Raw genomic sequence first — 18,474 nt, 5'->3', positions numbered from 1 at the left:
ATGCTTAAGAGTTTCCTTGTAGCAGCCGGTCTATTTGCTTTCCTCGCCTGCCAAAAAGAAGTAGCCTATCATTTGTACCAACCCATTCCCTCGACCGGATGGGCGAGAAACGATACGCTTACTTTTACGCTACCTCCTACGCTACCGGCGGGGAATTATGCGGTCGAGATAGGCATACGTAATAAGAACGACTACCGATATCGCGATCTATGGATATATGTCGGTAGGTACTTAGGCGACAGCAACCATTATGAAAGCGAAAAGGTCCATCTCTATGTGGCTGATAAAACGGGGAAATGGAAAGGATCCGGCACCGGCGGTTTATACCAATTTACGGTTCCTTATCTGAAAGAGATAAAAATCGGCGAAGGCGAAACGAAGCGGACATTCAGCATAGCATCCTGCATGCAGGATGAGAGACTGACGGGGCTTAGTGACATCGGCCTGCGCATTCTCTATCGCTAACGGTTGCTACGATTTGCATCGATACGGAGAAAGATAAAGAGCAGCAAGGTAAATCCCCACAGGGAAGAACCTCCGTAGCTAAAGAATGGCAAGGGTATGCCTATGACGGGTGTCAACCCCAATACCATGCCGATATTGATAAATAGGTGAAAGAAAAAGATACTCACTACCGAATAACCGTATACGCGCCCAAAGGCAGCATGCTGGCGTTCCGCCAAATGAATCAGTCGTAATATCAAAACCAAAAAGAGCAACAATACTACAGCCGATCCGACAAATCCCTCCTCCTCGCCTACCGTACAGAAAATAAAATCGGTATCCTGCTCAGGGACGTACTTCAGCTTCGTCTGCGTGCCATTCAAAAATCCTTTTCCGGTCAAACCTCCCGACCCGATGGCAATCTTGCTTTGATTCACATTATATCCGGCGCCGGCAGGATCATCCTCCATACCTAAAACAACTTTTATGCGCACTTGTTGATGCGCTTCCAACAGATTATCGAAGACATAGTCGGCGGAATATAAAAATATGATCGAACCGACAGCGAAAAAGGCAATATACAGAAATGTCCATAACCGATCGCGAAGCGCCATGTACACCAAGTACATTATCAGACAGAAGCAAAGAAAGAGCTGGAAATAAACGATATTAAAGGGGATGACATACAGCGAAAAGAGTAAGGCAAGAACAGTGCTGCTGAAACCGATGAGAAAAATAGAACAAGCCATCCGCTGTCTATTCATGCCATAGACATAAATCAATATCGGTGACAGGCACGTGATGAGAGCAAGCACCGAAAAATGTCCGATAGAAGTTACCCCATCGAACATGAGTTCGTCGCCGAAGCGAATTCCGACGACGAAGAAGAACACAGCACAAAGTCCGGCAAAGAGGAATACTCCCGGCATACCTTCGCGATAAAGCATCAGGAAAAAAGCCAAATAGACTAAGGCAGAACCAGTCTCTCGTTCCAGGATAATGAGAATCATCGGTACGAAAATGAGCGTTAAGGTGATACCTAAATCACGCAGTCTCTGCATCGAATAGGCATACCTTCCCATAAATTTGGCTAAAGCCAAAGCCGTCGTAAACTTTGCGAATTCGGCAGGTTGTATACTGATCGATCCCATCTTTATCCACGAATAAGAACCCTTGGTATTATCTGCGACGAAAGGCGTTATGAACAAAAGGATGATCATAAAGCCGTACAGGAGATAAGCAAAAATATCGTACAGCTTGTCATCTAACATAAGTAAAATGAAGCCAAGCCCCAATGAGCAACCGATCCATATCAATTGTTTTCCCGAACGAGTATCAAAACTAAAGAGATCCATGTCTCCATAATTATAACTGGCTCCACAGACGCTGAACCAACCGAAGACGACCAACGCGATATAGATAGCGACGGTAAACCAGTCGACCGACTTAAGCATGCTACCTTTCGTGTATGCCATAATCTATTCGTTTATGTTGAAACTCATCTGCCATCTCTTCGCTGGCAAGCGACAATTTCCCATTCAGATACTGTTCCATAATCAAAGCGCCGATAGGTACGCCGTACTGGGCTCCGAATCCGCCATTCTCCACATACACGGCTACTGCAATCTGGGGATCGTTCATCGGGGCAAATCCCATGAAAGCCGAATGATCCTTTCCTCTATTCTGCGCCGTACCCGTTTTTCCGCAAACTTCAATACCCGGTAGATTCGCCCCCCGGCACGTTCCTCCCAATACAGCCTGGCGCATTCCCTCAGCAACAACCTCATAGTATTGCTTTTCCACCTTCGTATAGCGGCGGGTAGTATAAAGAGGATCTATAGACTCACCTTCAATCTTTCGCACTATATGTGGAGTAATAAAATATCCCCTATTGGCGATAGTAGCGCTCAGATTAGCTATCTGCAACGGCGTAGCGGAAACCTCTCCCTGACCGATAGAGATAGAGATAACGGTCAACCCGTTCCAGGCGGATTTATAGTTCTTATCGTAATATTGAGCATTCGGAATCATACCGCGTTTCTCCCCCGGCAAATCGACACCCAACGGATATCCGTATCCCATAGAAACCATATAATCTCGCCACGTAGTCATTGCATTCTGGACCGAACCGTACTTCTTTCGTGCTCCCATCATGTGGTAAAGTCCCCAACAAAAGTAACCATTACAAGAGGTAGCTATTGCCGGTATCAAAGGCAACGGCGAAAAATGGCTGTGACACCCCACACGTAATCCGGCATATACGAATCCGTGATAGCAGGGATAAGACGTCTCGGGGGCGATAATTCCTTCCTGAAGGAACACAAGGGCCTGCGAAGGCTTAAAGGTGGATCCCGGCGGATAAGTCCCCATAATAGAGCGGTTCAACAAGGGTTTCCACGGATCTTTCGAAAGCATCAGGTGATTCCTTCCACGCGGACGCCCTACCATCAAACGCGGATCATACGACGGAGAAGAAACCATGCATAAAATCTCACCCGTCTTCGGCTCAAGGGCGACAATACTCCCGATTTTTCCTTCTAAAAGCCGTTCTCCCAACATTTGCAAATCAATATCTAAACTAAGTCGAAGATTCTTTCCCGGTTGCGGAGTGACGTCATAAGCGCCATTCATATAACGCCCCTGAATACGGCCACGAGCATCTCTGAGCAATATCTCCACCCCCTTTTCTCCCCGTAACTGTTCTTCGTACGAACGTTCCACTCCAATCTTACCGATAAGATCGCCTTGCACGTAATAGTCATCAGCTTCCATATCTGTTTTCGAAACTTCTCCGATATCGCCCAAGACGTGTGCCGCTGCATTATAATTATACTGCCGGATTGTTCTCCGCTGAATATAAAATCCGGGGAATTCAAAAAGTTTCTCTTGGAAAACGGCGCACTCTTCGGCGGAGAGTTGGGTCATCAACACCTGATGCGTATAAGGAGTATATCCCGGATTCAGGTGCCGATCTTTTATATCCAGAAGACGACGTTTGAAATAGTCGGGTGTAATCTTCAGTGTTTGACAGAAATCAACCGTATCCAAATGAGTGACCTCTTTCATGATCACGGTAACATCATACGCAGGTTGATTGTATACCAAAAGACGATCATTGCGATCGTAAATAACCCCGCGGCTAGGGTACAGCGTCTCATGAAGAAAAGCATTGCTATCCGCATTCTTCTTATAATCGCTACTCATAATCTGGAGGTCGAAGAGCCGAATCAGGTAAAGCAAGACTATCATGATCATCGCCCCACCTAAAATATATTTCCGCTTCTCGAGATCAAAGTCTTTCTTCACTATTTTTTCCTCCTTATGGATTCAGCGCAAAATATGCAAATCAAAGTAATGGCCATATCGGCTAAAATCCTCCATACCATTTCTTGCCAATGAAAAAAGGAAAATGCTTCAATCAGTTCGACGACGCAACAGAAGATAAACGTACATAGGAACACATAACTGAAATAAGAAGAAAATCCCATCGCGACCACGCCCGGGGCAAAGTCTTCTTCCATTTCTTTCCATGTGACAAGTCGGATGATCGGTTCTCTTACAAAAGCGACCAAAGTAATAGCAGCCGTATTCACCCCCGGAGTATTGGAAAATATATCGATAACCAAGCCTAAAGAGAAAGCCCAAAACAATAAGACATTCCTCCCTACGGAAGAATTGTATCGAAGGATAAAATAAATAAAAAAGAAAGGTGTGGCATAGCCACCAATATGGACATGGCTCAAAACCAATACTTGTAAAAGCACTAATCCTACAAACCAAGCTAAATTTTGCAATAAACTCCGCATTCTCCTAACGTAACTTATCAATGATCTGCTTCTTTGACAGATTCTTCCAACTCCTTTTGTTCCAGGCCATTTTTCTTCGAAAGAACGCGGACCTCACTTAAACAGGAAAAATCAATAAATAGTTTAACCCGTAACAAATAAGAAAGTCCATCGTGACTATCCCCGATATCGTCTACCGTGCCCACAGGAATGCCTGGAGGGAAAATAGCACTGTGTCCGCTGGTAACGATGGTATCTCCCAATTCAAAGATAGAATGGCGGGGCATATCCTTGATAAAGGCATATACGGGCGAGCCGCCAGTCCATTTGAGAAAGCCGAAATAATCGCTTCGTTTGATCTTGCAGCTGATACTGCTCTTCGCATTCAGTATCGGAATGATCACGGCATAATGAGCAGATGTCTTATATACAATCCCAACCACTCCGTTTCCGCCGACCACCCCCATCTCACGATAAACGCCGTCGGCTTCTCCTCGATCGATGGTGAGGTAATTGTTCGTATATACAATGTTGTTATTAATCACATTTGCCTTAATAAACTCATAATCAATCAAAGCATCTCGTTCTATTTGCGTTATAACGGTAGTGTCTGCGATCAATCTCTTATAAGCTTCTCTCAACTGTTCCATTTGGATTTCCAATTCCACATTCTGTTGCACGAGGTCGGTATTGATACGCTTCAGATTGAAATATCCAGTAACCTTGTGGGCAACTTCGTATACAGCTCCTGAAAGTCGGTTTGCAGAAGAGAAAAACACGCTTCCTTGATAGCCGTTAAAACGAAATAACAGCATAAAGCTGATAATCTCCATAACGATAAAGAGAAACCAGTGTTTATACTTTATCAGAAAGTCGAGCAAATGGCGCATTGTGATGCCGTTATCTCATCAGGAACGAAAATCTGTTCACATTCTTCAGGGCGATACCCGTTCCTTTCGCCACACTCAACAACGGATACTCCGCTACATGGAACGGAATATTGATTTTATCCGTCAAACGTTTGTCCAAACCGCGAAGCAAGGCGCCGCCTCCGGCTAAATAAATACCGTTCTGTACAATATCTGCATAAAGTTCCGGAGGCGTTTGTTCTAAAGCACTCAGAATCGCCGTCTCTATTTTAGAAATGCTCTTCTCCAAGCAATGAGCGATTTCCTGATAGTTGACAGATACCTCCATAGGCAAGGCAGTAATACGATTCGGACCGCGAACGATATAATCTTCCGGAGCATCCTCTCCCAGATCGGTCAAGGCCGCGCCTACATGAATCTTAATCCGTTCAGCCATTCGTTCGCTGACTTTTACGCTATGCTGCCGGCTCATATATTCCTGAATATCGGTTGTCAGGTCGTCGCCAGCGATACGGATTGAAGTATTGGAGACGATGCCTCCCAGCGAAATGACCGCAATCTCCGTCGTACCACCGCCTATATCTACGATCATATTCCCTTCTGGAGCTTCCACATCGATGCCGATGCCGATGGCGGCTGCCATCGGTTCGAATATCAAATAGACATCTCGTCCGCCGGCATGTTCTGCACTATCCCGGACAGCGCGCAACTCTACTTCGGTGCTCCCGGAGGGAACCCCAATAACCATCCTCAATGAAGGAGAAAAGAGGCGGCTACCCATATTGACTTTCTTGATCAATCCGCGAATCATCTGTTCGCAGGCATTAAAATCGGCAATCACTCCATCTCTCAAGGGGCGAACCGTACGAATGGTAGGGTTTTCCTTCTCGTACATCATTTTTGCCCGATCCCCCACCGCAATCATCTTGTCGGTTCTCCTGTCGAGCGCCACTACGGAGGGTTCGTCCACCACGATTTTGCCATTACTGGTAATAATCGTATTGGCAGTACCCAAATCAATCGCTATTTCTTGTGTAAAAGAAAATAATCCCATAAAACTAATGTTTGAAATGACGAATACCGGTTAATACCATGGCAACGTCGTGTTGGTTACAATAATCCAATGTCAGTTGATCGCGGACCGATCCTCCCGGCTGAATCACAGCGGTAACACCTTCTCTATCTGCTATTTCGACACAATCAGGGAAAGGGAAAAAAGCATCGCTGGCCATAACAGCTCCATGCAAGTCGGCTCCGAACGACTTCGCTTTCTCCACAGCCTGTTTCAATGCGTCTACACGTGAAGTTTGCCCAACTCCGCTGGCCAATAGTTGTTTTCTCTTTGCCAGCACGATAGCATTACTCTTGCTGTTCTTTACGATCTTATTGGCAAACAACAGGTCTTCGATCTCTCTCTTTGTAGGCGCTTTGTCCGTCACCATTTTCAAATCGGCCTCGGTTTCCATATCCAAATCCTTATCCTGGACAAGGACACCGTTCAAGAGAGAACGAAACTGCTTCCTGGGCAGCTTTACTTCTTTCCTGACCAAGATAATTCTGTTCTTTTTCTGGACAAGGATCTGCAAGGCGTCGACATCATAGTCCGGAGCGATAATGACTTCGAAGAACAATTTATTGATTTCTTCCGCCACATCTTTATCCACAACGGCATTGGTAACGAGAACACCGCCGAATGCCGAAACCGGATCCCCCGCTAAGGCATCTTTCCAAGCTTCGAGCATCGTAGGACGCGAAGCCAGTCCACAAGCATTCATGTGTTTGAGAATAGCGAAGGTAATCTCATCAAACTCATCGATCAATTCGATGGCAGCATTTATATCCTGCAAGTTATTGTAAGAGATTTCCTTTCCGTGAATCTGATCGAACATCGCTTCCATGTCACCGAAGAAATAACCTTTCTGATGCGGATTCTCGCCGTAACGCAATTGTTTCTGCTCATCAACCGCATAGCGGAAAGCCGAGTCTGCCCCTTGATCAAAATAATGGAAAATAGCCGTATCGTATCTGGAAGAAACCGCAAAAGCTTCTTTCGCAAACCAACGACGCTCCTCTAACGAGGTTACAGCCCCATGCTCGAACAATATCCCCCACAAAGGTTTATACTGAACCTTACTCGCCACGATGACCACGTCGTTATAATTCTTTGCGGCAGCACGAATCAATGAGATACCGCCGATATCTATCTTTTCGATCACAGAAGCTTCGTCCGCTCCCGAAGCAACCGTTGCCTCGAACGGATACAAATCGACGATCACCAAATCGATGTCCGCAATGGCATACCGTTCCATCTGCCGACGGTCTTCTTCCATACTTCGGCGACCTAAAATACCGCCGAAAATCTTAGGATGCAAAGTCTTCACTCGCCCCCCCAAAATGGACGGATAAGAAGTCAATGTTTCCACAGCCTGGCAAGGATAACCTTTCGATTCGATAAAATGTTGAGTCCCACCGGTTGAAAGAAATGTTACACCTTCCTCATGCAGCTTGGCAAGAATATCGTCCAAACCTTCTTTGTGATAAACCGAAATCAATGCGGTTTTAATTCTCTTCGTTTCCGACATATCTATATGATTACATTTTAGGTACAAAGATAGGATTTTCATGCGATTCCCGCTATCAAAAACAGTGAAATATTGTTTATCGAACCATAAAATCCCCGTCTCTCGTATAAATGAATGCATACACCATCATTTCGACCGCTAAAATGTGGGAAAACCCTTCGCAATATGCGGCAAGCCGACCTGATAAGTTCGTCGACTAACAAAAACCGATGCGATATTATAACGATAAGCTTACGATTTAATAAAAAACTGAGAAAAACAACCTGAACCTCCTCGGTCATAGCAAGGCGATCCTCCCGCCGAGACTCTCCGTCAAGAAATTCAACGACATCTTAGTAGCAATAAAAAAAATACAACATATAGTGTGTATAATGAAGAAATAAAAAACTATCTTTGCAAAGAGTAGCAGCAAAAATCATACTTAAACATCTATAACCACAAGGATATGAAGAAAGAAATCAAATTCAGTCTCGTTTATCGTGACATGTTCCAATCTTCAGGCAAATATCAGCCTCGAGTAGATCAGTTGGTTCGTATCGCCCCAGTCATTATCGATATGGGCTGTTTTGCTCGCGTGGAGACAAACGGCGGAGCATTCGAACAGGTGAACCTCATGTACGGTGAAAACCCCAACATAGCAGTACGCGCATTCACAAAACCGTTCAATGAGGTCGGCGTCAAGACGCATATGTTGGATCGCGGTTTGAACGCCTTACGCATGTTCCCCTGTCCGGCCGACTTGCGCAAGCTGATGTACAAAGTAAAACATGTCCAAGGCGTGGATATTACACGTATTTTTTGCGGTCTGAACGATCCGAAGAATATCATTCCTTCCATCAAATACGCAAAAGAGGGAGGCATGACTCCTCAGGCTACGCTTTGCATCACCTACTCGCCGGTTCATACGGTAGAGTATTACACGAAGTTAGCCGATCGGCTGATCGAGGCCGGTGCTGAAGAGATATGTCTAAAGGATATGGCTGGCATCGGTCGCCCGTGGTCGCTGGGACAGTTGGTTAAGAATATCAAGGCGAAACATCCCGATATCGTTATCCAGTATCACGGCCACAGCGGTCCAGGTCTTTCCATGGCCTCTATCCTCGAGGTCTGCGAGAACGGCGCCGACGTGATCGATACGGCCATCGAACCTCTTTCGTGGGGGAAGGTTCATCCCGATGTCATTTCCGTGCAAGCGATGCTGAAAGATGCAGGCTTTCAAGTTCCCGAAATCAATATGAACGCCTACATGCAAGCGCGTGCGTTGACGCAAGAATTTATCGACGACTTCCTAGGGTATTTCATGGATCCGAACAATAAACTGATGTCGTCGCTATTGTTAACCTGCGGCCTCCCCGGTGGCATGATGGGTTCCATGATGGCCGACCTCAAGGGGGTTCATTCTGGCATTAACATGATGCTGAAGTCACAAGGGAAACCCGAAGTCAGCCTGGACGATTTAGTCATTCGCCTCTTCGAAGAAGTCCAGTTCGTTTGGCCCAAGGTGGGCTATCCTCCGTTGGTTACTCCTTTCAGTCAATACGTGAAGAATATCGCTCTGATGAATATCATGGCCGACGTACAGGACAAGCCTCGTTTCAGCCTGTTGAGTGACAACAGTATCTGGGGCATGATTCTGGGAAAGAGCGGCCAATTACCCGGCGAAATCGCTCCCGAAATAAAAGAATTAGCCAAAGTACAAGGACGCGAATTCTTCGACGGAGACGTACAGAACCTTTATCCCGACGATTTGGATAAATATCGCGCAGAGATGGACAAAAACGGGTGGGAAACAGGACCCGACGATGAAGAACTCTTCGAATTCTCCATGCACGACATGCAGTATCGCGACTTCAAGAGCGGTGTAGCGAAAGAACGTTTCGAAGTCGATTTGCAGAAGGCGAAAGATGCAAAGATGGCGAAGAGTGGATTTTCGGAAGAAGATATCAAAAAAATGAAACGCGCTAAAGCCGAACCAATCACCGCCGACGAGAAAGGGCAAGTGGTCTGGGAAATCGATGTGGAGAATCCGTCTATGGCTCCGGCCGTAGGGAAACTGTACCGAACCGACGACAATTTCTGTTACATCCTAACGCCGTGGGGCGGCAACCTGAAGCAGGCAGCCAACTTTAACGGTCGCATCATAGAAGTATGTGTTAATCAAGGCGATCGCGTCAACAAAGGTGATGTCCTTGCATACATCCAGCGCGAAGATGCATAAAATTAACCATAAGGGAAAGGTCGTTAAAATGGAAGTTTTGGCGCGGACCCTTCGGGTGTCATCCTTATATGCTAAAACGTTCGTTCTCCCCGATTAAAATATATTTTTCAACTGAATATGCAAGGAATACTATTTTTTTCGTGAGAGGTTTTATATCTTTGTGCCATCGAACATATTTAAACTTTTAATTTATAGTGTCATGGAATTTTTAACAAACGAAAAACTGACTATCGTCGGTGCGGCCGGCATGATCGGTTCAAACATGGTTCAGACAGCCCTCATGTTGGGTCTGACGAATAACATCTGCCTGTATGACGTCTTCTCTGCGGAAGGTGTTGCCGAAGAAATGCGTCAGAGCGGTTTCGATGAGGCGACTATCGTCTCGACTACCGATCCGAAAGAAGCTTTCACGAATGCCAGATACATCATCTCGTCCGGCGGCGCTCCCCGCAAAGAAGGTATGACGCGCGAAGATTTATTGGCTGGCAATTCGAAAGCAGCTCAGGAACTCGGTGAGAACATCAAGAAATATTGTCCGGATGCCAAATTCTGCGTTATTATTTTCAATCCGGCTGATATCACAGGCTTGGTAACGCTGGTTCACTCCGGTTTAAAACCCAATCAGGTCGCTACGCTCGCCGCACTCGATTCCACCCGTTTGAAAGGTGCGCTCGCCAAACATTTCGGTGTGAGCCAGTCTGTGGTGAAGAACGCTTATACATATGGCGGCCATGGCGAAAAGATGGCAGTATTTGCCTCTCCGACAACCATCGATGGCGTTAAATTGCTCGATATCATTGCCGGTAAAACCAAAGTCAACGGAAAAGGCCTTAGCACCGACGAATGGGCGCAGATGCAGAAAGCAGTCACTCAAGGTGGTGCCAAAATTATTGAGCTCCGTCGACGTTCTTCTTTCCAAAGTCCGTCTTACCTTGCCGTAAAAATGATTGAGGCAGCTATGGGCGGCGAAGAATTCTATTATCCCGCAGGCACGTATGCAAACACAAGCCGTTACAACCATGTCATGATGGCTATGCCGACGCGTATCACTGCCGACGGCGTGTACACCAAACCGGTCATGGGTACGCCCGACGAGATCGCTACGCTGGATGCCAGCTACGCCCACTTAGCAGGTCTACGCGATCAGGTTATCGCAATGGGTGCCCTTCCTGCCGTATCCGAATGGAACAAGACTAATCCGAATCTCTAACGGGAAGGATAAACATAATTTATCGGCTTCTATTTGGATAGAAGCCGATTTTTTTTTATCTTCGCTTCCACTATGATCGATCGTTCCACCGTAGATAAAGTAATGGATGCCGCTAACATCGTGGAAGTGGTTTCCGAATTCGTCACCCTGAAGAAGAGAGGAGTGAACTATGTAGGGCTATGCCCTTTTCACGACGATAAAACGCCCTCTTTCTACGTCTCTCCGGCTAAAAATCTATGCAAATGCTTTGCATGCGGTAAGGGCGGAAATACTGTCCACTTTATCATGGAACACGAGCAAATGACCTTTCCCGAAGCGATCCGTTGGTTAGCCAAGAAATACCATATAGAAATAGAAGAAAAAGAACTTACTGCCGAAGAGGTAGCCCAACAAAACACCCGAGAAAGTCTGTTCGTAGTCAATGAGTTTGCCAAAGAATATTTCCAGCAGATCCTATACAATCATGCTGCCGGGAGAAGCATCGGCATGGCTTATTTCCATCAAAGAGGAATCCGCGACGACATCATCCGGAAATTCCAATTAGGTTACAGTACGGACAGCAGCGATGCCCTGGCCAAAGAAGCTTCTCAAAAAGGATATAAAAGAGAATACCTCGTAAAAACTGGACTCTGCCTCGAAAAGGAAAACGGCACACTTCGAGACCGTTTCTGGGGAAGAGTCATCTATCCCTGGCATACCGTTACCGGAAAAGTCGTCGCTTTTAGCGGACGCGTACTCCAATCGAATGCCAAAACGGCCAAGTATGTAAATTCGCCGGAGAGCGAGATCTACCAAAAACGCAAAGAGCTTTACGGAATCTATTTCGCCAAGCAAGCTATCATCAAGCAAGACAAATGTTTTTTGGTGGAAGGCCAGATGGACGTCATCTCCATGCACCAGAGCGGCATCGAAAACGTCGTAGCCAATTCGGGTACTGCACTCACGCAGGAACAGATCAAACTGCTCCATCGATTCACCAACAACATTACCCTACTGTACGACGGCGATTCCGCCGGTATCCACGCCAGCCTGCGCGGCATCGACATGTTGCTCTCAGAGGGAATGAACATCAAAGTGCTACTGCTGCCGAACGGAGAAGACCCCGACAGCTTTTCTCGCTCGCACAACGCCGCCGAATTTCGACAATTCATCGCCGAGCGGGAAGAAGATTTCATTCGCTTTAAAACGCGTCTCCTATTGGATGAGGCCGAGAACGACCCTATCAAGCGAGCACAATTAGTTGCGAATATCGCACAGAGCATTGGACAAATCCCGAATAAGATCGTCAGATTCACCTATACGCAAGAGTGTGCAACCTTACTCCACATCAGTGAGAAAATTATCTTAGAAGAATGCGAAAAATACGTCAAAAAACGCCGACAAGCATTTTTTAACAGCTCTTTAGAAGAAAAAACCTCCGCCTTGCCCGTCGACGATGCGCCGCCAATCAACGTCCCGACAGAAGAATGTCCGCCGACACCTCTCTCGAAAGCGGCGAAAGATGCAGGCGACTATCAGACGTACATCCCCGAAATAGAACGCGAGAAACTCTTATTTTATACCCAAGAAGTGGAACTGATCAAATCGATCGTCCGTTACGGGGAACTGCCTCTTTATAAAATCAGATCGGACGACGGGCAGAGCCGAGACCTTTCCGTTATAGAATACATTGCGAATGACTTAAAGCAAGACGATTTGCAATTCCACCATCCGCTGCACAGGAAAATAGTAGCGGAAGGATTAGCCCACCTCCACGACGAAGATTTCACGTGCGAACGTTATTTCCTCACACATCCGGATCAACGCATCAGCCGAATTGCCGCCGAACTGATCAGCGAACGTTACGAATTGAGCCGCCGTTACGAGATGAATACTGAAAAAGACCGCTTAGTCCACATCATCCCTCAAAATCTAATAAACTTCAAGCTCTCCATCATCGAAGAAGAAATGAAACACACAGCCCTCCTGTTAAGTAATCCAGGCCCAATGAAAGACGGAAGCCGTACAAAAGAAATCATGTTGCGTTATAAAGAATTGAGTACGCTAATGGCTAAAATAGCGGAAAAGGCGGGACGTGTCGTCATTTGACAACTTCTAATGCCCGCCCTAATTATTAAAACGATGCCCATCAAAGTAAATGAGCAGCATGACTTCTCCTGCTATAGGTAGACACATTTAGTCTTAATAACGCGAGTTCGGGATAAGGATTTATAATAATTTTCCTCACTCATCAAGACACAAAGGTTTGGGCGATCGAGTTATGGTCGCCTAAACTAGTCGAGCTATAATTTTACTTCCAGAGGACAAGTTTGTCCATCCGTTGGCGCAATATCAAAGTTAAAATTAACTTCCGGCTTTACAGCAACGAAACAATATGCTCCAATCGCGGACAACAAGTTCATCAAAAATTTCAGTAACTTTGCTTTCGGTAATCATGATATGGTATTTATTGTTTTTGTGCCTCTAAAGACTGATTATCAGAGATATTACCAAAAGATCGGCAGTCTTATCAAACTACCGATTTATTTTTTCAAGGGGATTTCTTATACCGAACTCGCGTAATTAGGTACCGAACGTTTTATGCCAACTCCATATAAAGGTAAAAAGTATACACCAGTTGATTATGGAGCGAGTGATTCAGATATTAAAATTTCCTTTCGTTAGTGAGTCCCCAAGTAATAAAATAGCATACAAACATGCAATAATATTTCCGGTTCGTACTGTACGGAGCTGTAAGCCGTTGAGATAATCCACAGTATCTTAAACCGTTTTTAAACTAATCAAACAACTCAAAGTTTTATACTTCGGTTTCGAATCCTCACATCAGTTCCGACAGAATATGACGACATATTTTTCAGGCACAGAGCAAGCCTTTTCAAACATTCATTTGAACGACATTCGCATCTTTTAAATAACTTTATCGTATTTCTGTAAGATTATCGGGAAAAATAATTAAATTTGCAGTCCGATAGATCAACATGGATTATGGAGTTCGATTTACTCACGGCAATTTCGCCGATTGACGGCCGGTACAGAGAGAAAACGGAAGCGTTGGCTGCTTACTTCTCAGAATTCGCCCTAATTAAATATAGAGTGCGCGTAGAGATCGCATACTTTATCGCTTTATGCGAATGGCCCCTCCCACAGTTGAAAGATTTCGATCGTTCCCAGTTCGCTTCTTTACGCGCCATTTACGAACATTTCTCGGAGACAGATGCTCGGCGTGTCAAAGAGATCGAGCGCACGACGAACCACGACGTGAAAGCGATCGAATATTTTATCAAGGAACAATTTGATAAGCGCGACGGGTGGGAACGGTATAAGGAATTCGTCCATTTCGGTTTGACGTCTCAAGACATTAACAATACTGCTGTGCCCTTATCGTTGAAGGAGTCGTTGCAGGAGGTCTACTATCCTCTGCTGGAAGAATTGATTGCCTTGCTGGACGAGTATGCGGAGCGTTGGAAAGCCGTTCCGATGTTGGCCAGAACACATGGGCAGCCGGCTTCTCCAACCCGTCTGGGCAAGGAGATAAAAGTCTTCGCATACCGCTTGAGTCGACAATTGGCTGCGCTGAAAGCCTGTCCGCTCACGGCCAAATTCGGAGGAGCTACAGGAAACTTCAACGCCCATCATGCGGCCTATCCTGAGATCGACTGGAAAGCGTTCGGCAACAGCTTCGTCTCCGAGCGATTAGGGCTGGAACGAGAGGCATACACCACCCAGATTTCGAATTACGACAGCCTCGGGGCGATCTTCGACGCGATGAAACGGATCAACACGGTGATGATCGACCTGAATCGCGACTTCTGGATGTATATATCGATGGACTATTTCAAACAGCAGATCAAGGCGGGCGAGGTCGGATCGAGTGCGATGCCTCATAAAGTGAATCCGATCGATTACGAAAATGCGGAAGGCAATTTAGGCATGGCCAACGCCATATTAAACCATCTCTCGCTGAAATTACCCCTTTCGCGTTTGCAGCGCGACTTGACCGATTCCACGGTCTTACGCAACATCGGCGTACCCATAGGGCATACCGTGATTGCCATCCGAAGCACACTGAAAGGATTGCATAAAGTATTGCTGAACGAAGAGAAAATCCGCGAAGATCTAGATCATTCTTGGAGCGTAGTAGCCGAAGCCATTCAGACCGTCTTGCGTCGGGAAGCCTATCCGCATCCTTACGAAGCGTTGAAGGCACTTACCCGAACAAACGAAGACATTACGGAAAAATCGATTCGAAATTTTATCCACTCATTAAACGTAAGCGAAAAGGTAAAGAACGAATTGCGTGCCATCACGCCACATACCTATACGGGAATTTAATTTATAAAAACAAAGCCCGAGAGGGCATTATTCATTATTAATAAAAAAGCTATGAGTACAGAAAATGAAAACAGACCGAACGAGGCTGTCAATGAAGAGAATCAGTATGTCGACGAAGAGAACCGGCAAGTAGACCGGGAAGGAGGATATCAGCCGCAGGACGAACAACGTCCTTATCGAACACGAATCGCAAACAGTTATCATCCGAATTACAACAGAGAAGGTAACAATCGACCGTATCACACATATCATGCGGAGGGACAGTCGGGATACCGTCGGTATTACAATAACCGCCCACACAATCCCCGTTTCAACCCGAACAACGGAGACGATATGGACAACGGCCAGCCACGCCCGTACCGGCCGCGCATGAACAATTACAGTCCGGACTATCGTCGCGACGACAATGCCTACAACAGTCCGCAACGCCTCTACAGGCCTCGCCCCAACAGCTATTACCCGAACTATCGTCGCGAGGAAGGGGAGTCGCGCCCGTATCGACCGCATCCCAATTACAATAACTATAATAACGATGACGAACGTTTACAACGTCCGTACACTCCACGCCATACCGACGAGGGAGACATGCCTGCGGTGCGCATGCGTCGTCCTCGCATTCAAAATGGAAACAGTCAGAATCGGTACCGCCCTCGCTTCCAACAAGATAATCGCCCATATCGTCCGCGCACGGCCGATTATAATCCGAACGCGAAGTACAATAAAAAGAAACAAATCGAATACAAGGAAGTATGGATCGACCCGAACGAGCCGATTCGTCTGAACAAATACTTAGCCAATGCAGGAATTTGCTCGCGCCGAGAAGCTGACGAGTTTATCACGGCTGGCGCAGTTTCCGTAAACGGACAGGTCGTTACCGAATTGGGAACAAAGATCATCCGTTCCGACGACGTGAAGTTTCACGGCGAATCGGTCAAATTAGAGCGCAAGGTCTACATTTTGCTAAACAAACCCAGAGGCTATATCACCACGTCGGACGATCCGCAAGAACGCAAGACGGTAAAAGACCTGGTAAAAAATGCGTGTGCCGAACGTATTTATCCGGTCGGCCGCCTCGATCGCAACACGACGGGGGTACTGCTTCTGACGAACGATGGCGACCTGGCTTCCAAGCTGACTCATCCGAAATTCCTGAAAAAGAAAATATATCACGTTTATCTTGACAAACCCCTCGTTCAGGAAGACATGGATCGGATCCTCTCGGGAATCATCTTGGATGACGGCGAGATCCATGCCGATGCTGTAAGCTACGTCTCGGAAACGGATAAAACGCAGGTAGGAATCGAAATACATTCGGGACGCAACCGTATCGTACGACGTCTCTTCGAAGCTATAGGATACAAAGTGTACAAGTTGGATCGGGTTTATTTCACAGGTTTGACGAAGAAAGGACTGCGTCGCGGCGATTGGCGTTTCCTCACGGAGAAAGAAGTCAATATACTCCGCATGGGGGCTTTTGAATAAAGAGATGAAAGCTGTAAGAGGCTAAAAGATTTGATTGAGGAGAATGAACAATGGAAAAAATTTGTAGAACAAAGGTGGTCGATATTCTGAAACGTACGGATTTCGGCGCAATTGTTCATGTGCAAGGATGGATTCGTACGCATCGGAGTAGTAAAGCGGTCGATTTTATCGCATTGAATGACGGTTCCACCATCCACAATGTACAGCTTGTGATCGACCCGCTTCGGTTCGATGCAGAGCAGCTGAAACAGTTAACGACAGGAGCCTGTATCGGCGTGAAGGGGAAATTGGTGGAGAGCGAAGGCTCTGAACAACGTTCCGAAATACAGGCAGAAAGTATTGAAATCTATGGACTGTGCGGAAACGATTACCCTATGCAGAAAAAAGGACAAAGTTTCGAATATATGCGTCAATACGCTCATCTCCGTCTGCGTACCAATACTTTCGGTGCCGTGATGCGTATTCGACACCACCTGTCCATGGCTATTCATACCTACTTTCACGAACACGGATTCTTTTACTTCCACACTCCTATCATTACGGCAAGCGATTGCGAAGGAGCGGGAGAAATGTTTCAGATCACGACTCAGAATCTGTACGATTTGAAGAAAGATGAGCACGGAAAGATTAAGTACGACGACGATTTCTTCGGCAAAATGACTTCTCTGACGGTAAGTGGACAGTTGGAAGGCGAACTCGGAGCCACGGCTTTGGGAGCTATCTATACATTCGGTCCTACGTTCCGGGCGGAGAACAGCAACACGCCCCGGCACCTGGCCGAATTCTGGATGATAGAACCGGAGGTCGCGTTCGTCGACCTGCCGGCCCTGATGGACCTGGAGGAAGATTTCATTAAGTTTTGTGTGCGCTGGGCTTTGGAACATTGTAACGAAGATCTGAAATTTCTGAATAAGATGATCGACAAGACCCTGATCGAACGCCTCCAGGGCATATTGAAAGATCCCTTCGTACGTCTGTCCTATACGGAGGGCATTAAGATCTTGGAAGAAGCGGCAAGGCAGGGACATCGGTTCGAATTCCCCATTTCGTGGGGAATGGATTTGGCCAGCGAACACGAACGCTATCTGGTCGAACTTTACTTCAAACGGCCAGTGATAATGACCGACTATCCAAAAGAAATCAAAGCCTTCTATATGAAGGTGAACGAGGATGATAAAACCGTTCAGGGAACCGATGTCTTATTCCCGCAAATCGGAGAGATTATCGGAGGCTCCGTCCGGGAGGAAAACCTCGAGAAATTGAAAGCGGAAATAGCACGTCGGCACATCCCGATGAAAGATATGTGGTGGTATTTGGATACGCGTAAATACGGCACCTGCCCGCATGGCGGCTTCGGCCTCGGGTTCGAGCGCTTGATTCTTTTCGTTACGGGAATGGCCAATATACGCGATGTCATCCCCTTCCCCAGAACACCGCACAACGCCGATTTCTAATCGATTTCCATACCCTATGAAAAGGGTTCGTCATGCGATTATCTCAATTCGGACATATGTAAAAATAATTGTCAGCATCGTTCTTTGACATTCGGAAA

13 protein-coding genes are annotated in these 18,474 nt (G+C 46.4%); 7 read left to right on the top strand and 6 right to left on the bottom strand.

What is annotated here, in order from left to right:
• On the top strand, positions 1 to 465 hold the full coding sequence (locus BN102_RS02940) for a gliding motility lipoprotein GldH (protein WP_198006540.1): 465 nt from the start codon (positions 1 to 3) through the stop codon (positions 463 to 465).
• On the opposite strand, the gene rodA is transcribed toward BN102_RS02940, so the two are convergent.
• Genes rodA through purH form a run of 6 tightly spaced genes read right to left on the bottom strand, consistent with a single transcriptional unit; the run spans position 462 to position 7,680 of the window.
• Complete coding sequence (gene rodA / locus BN102_RS02935; RefSeq protein ID WP_019207581.1) at positions 462 to 1,919, bottom strand: rod shape-determining protein RodA; 1,458 nt, start codon at positions 1,917 to 1,919, stop codon at positions 462 to 464. The two genes, BN102_RS02940 and rodA, sit on opposite strands and share 4 nt — an antisense overlap.
• Positions 1,900 to 3,750, bottom strand: a complete 1,851-nt coding sequence (gene mrdA / locus BN102_RS02930; protein WP_019207580.1) for a penicillin-binding protein 2 — start codon at positions 3,748 to 3,750, stop codon at positions 1,900 to 1,902. Before mrdA ends, rodA begins: the two co-directional genes overlap by 20 nt.
• Positions 3,750 to 4,250, bottom strand: coding sequence for a rod shape-determining protein MreD (mreD, locus tag BN102_RS02925; RefSeq protein WP_035456751.1), 501 nt, complete (start codon positions 4,248 to 4,250; stop codon positions 3,750 to 3,752). The genes mrdA and mreD overlap by 1 nt, the downstream gene beginning before the upstream one ends.
• Positions 4,251 to 4,267: 17 nt before the next feature.
• Positions 4,268 to 5,119 carry a rod shape-determining protein MreC gene (mreC, locus tag BN102_RS02920; protein ID WP_019207578.1) on the bottom strand — a complete coding sequence of 284 codons (852 nt, stop codon included), beginning with the start codon at positions 5,117 to 5,119 and terminating at the stop codon, positions 4,268 to 4,270.
• A gap of 10 nt (positions 5,120 to 5,129) precedes the next feature.
• Entirely contained in the window at positions 5,130 to 6,152 is a 1,023-nt protein-coding gene (locus tag BN102_RS02915) for a rod shape-determining protein (RefSeq protein ID WP_019207577.1), read from the bottom strand.
• 4 nt (positions 6,153 to 6,156) lie between these two features.
• Positions 6,157 to 7,680, bottom strand: coding sequence for a bifunctional phosphoribosylaminoimidazolecarboxamide formyltransferase/IMP cyclohydrolase (gene purH / locus BN102_RS02910; RefSeq protein WP_019207576.1), 1,524 nt, complete (start codon positions 7,678 to 7,680; stop codon positions 6,157 to 6,159).
• Between the two features lie 445 nt (positions 7,681 to 8,125).
• Here purH and BN102_RS02905 point away from each other — a divergent pair, with 445 nt between their 5' ends.
• The 6 genes from BN102_RS02905 to asnS all read left to right on the top strand — a co-directional run bounded on the left by BN102_RS02905 (position 8,126) and on the right by asnS (position 18,376).
• Positions 8,126 to 9,898: a hydroxymethylglutaryl-CoA lyase-like TIM-barrel protein gene (locus tag BN102_RS02905; protein WP_019207575.1), complete on the top strand. Its 1,773-nt coding sequence runs from the start codon at positions 8,126 to 8,128 to the stop codon at positions 9,896 to 9,898.
• Positions 9,899 to 10,097: 199 nt separating this feature from the next.
• Positions 10,098 to 11,108: a malate dehydrogenase gene (locus BN102_RS02900; RefSeq protein ID WP_019207574.1), complete on the top strand. Its 1,011-nt coding sequence runs from the start codon at positions 10,098 to 10,100 to the stop codon at positions 11,106 to 11,108.
• A 72-nt stretch (positions 11,109 to 11,180) separates the two neighbouring features.
• On the top strand, positions 11,181 to 13,196 hold the full coding sequence (dnaG, locus tag BN102_RS02895; RefSeq protein WP_019207573.1) for a DNA primase: 2,016 nt from the start codon (positions 11,181 to 11,183) through the stop codon (positions 13,194 to 13,196).
• A gap of 897 nt (positions 13,197 to 14,093) precedes the next feature.
• On the top strand, positions 14,094 to 15,440 hold the full coding sequence (gene purB / locus BN102_RS02890; protein WP_019207571.1) for an adenylosuccinate lyase: 1,347 nt from the start codon (positions 14,094 to 14,096) through the stop codon (positions 15,438 to 15,440).
• Positions 15,441 to 15,491: 51 nt separating this feature from the next.
• Positions 15,492 to 16,922: a pseudouridine synthase gene (locus BN102_RS02885; RefSeq protein ID WP_019207570.1), complete on the top strand. Its 1,431-nt coding sequence runs from the start codon at positions 15,492 to 15,494 to the stop codon at positions 16,920 to 16,922.
• 50 nt (positions 16,923 to 16,972) lie between these two features.
• Positions 16,973 to 18,376 (top strand): asparagine--tRNA ligase, encoded by a 1,404-nt coding sequence (gene asnS, locus BN102_RS02880; protein WP_036786970.1) that lies wholly within the window; start codon positions 16,973 to 16,975, stop codon positions 18,374 to 18,376.
• Positions 18,377 to 18,474 lie beyond the last annotated feature (98 nt).

Source organism: Phocaeicola abscessus CCUG 55929 (assembly GCF_000312445.1).
In the GTDB taxonomy this organism is placed as follows: Bacteria; Bacteroidota; Bacteroidia; order Bacteroidales; family Bacteroidaceae; genus Phocaeicola; species Phocaeicola abscessus.
The sequence above is the reverse complement of the archived record's forward strand: the minus strand, read 5'-3'. Positions and strand labels throughout refer to the sequence as shown.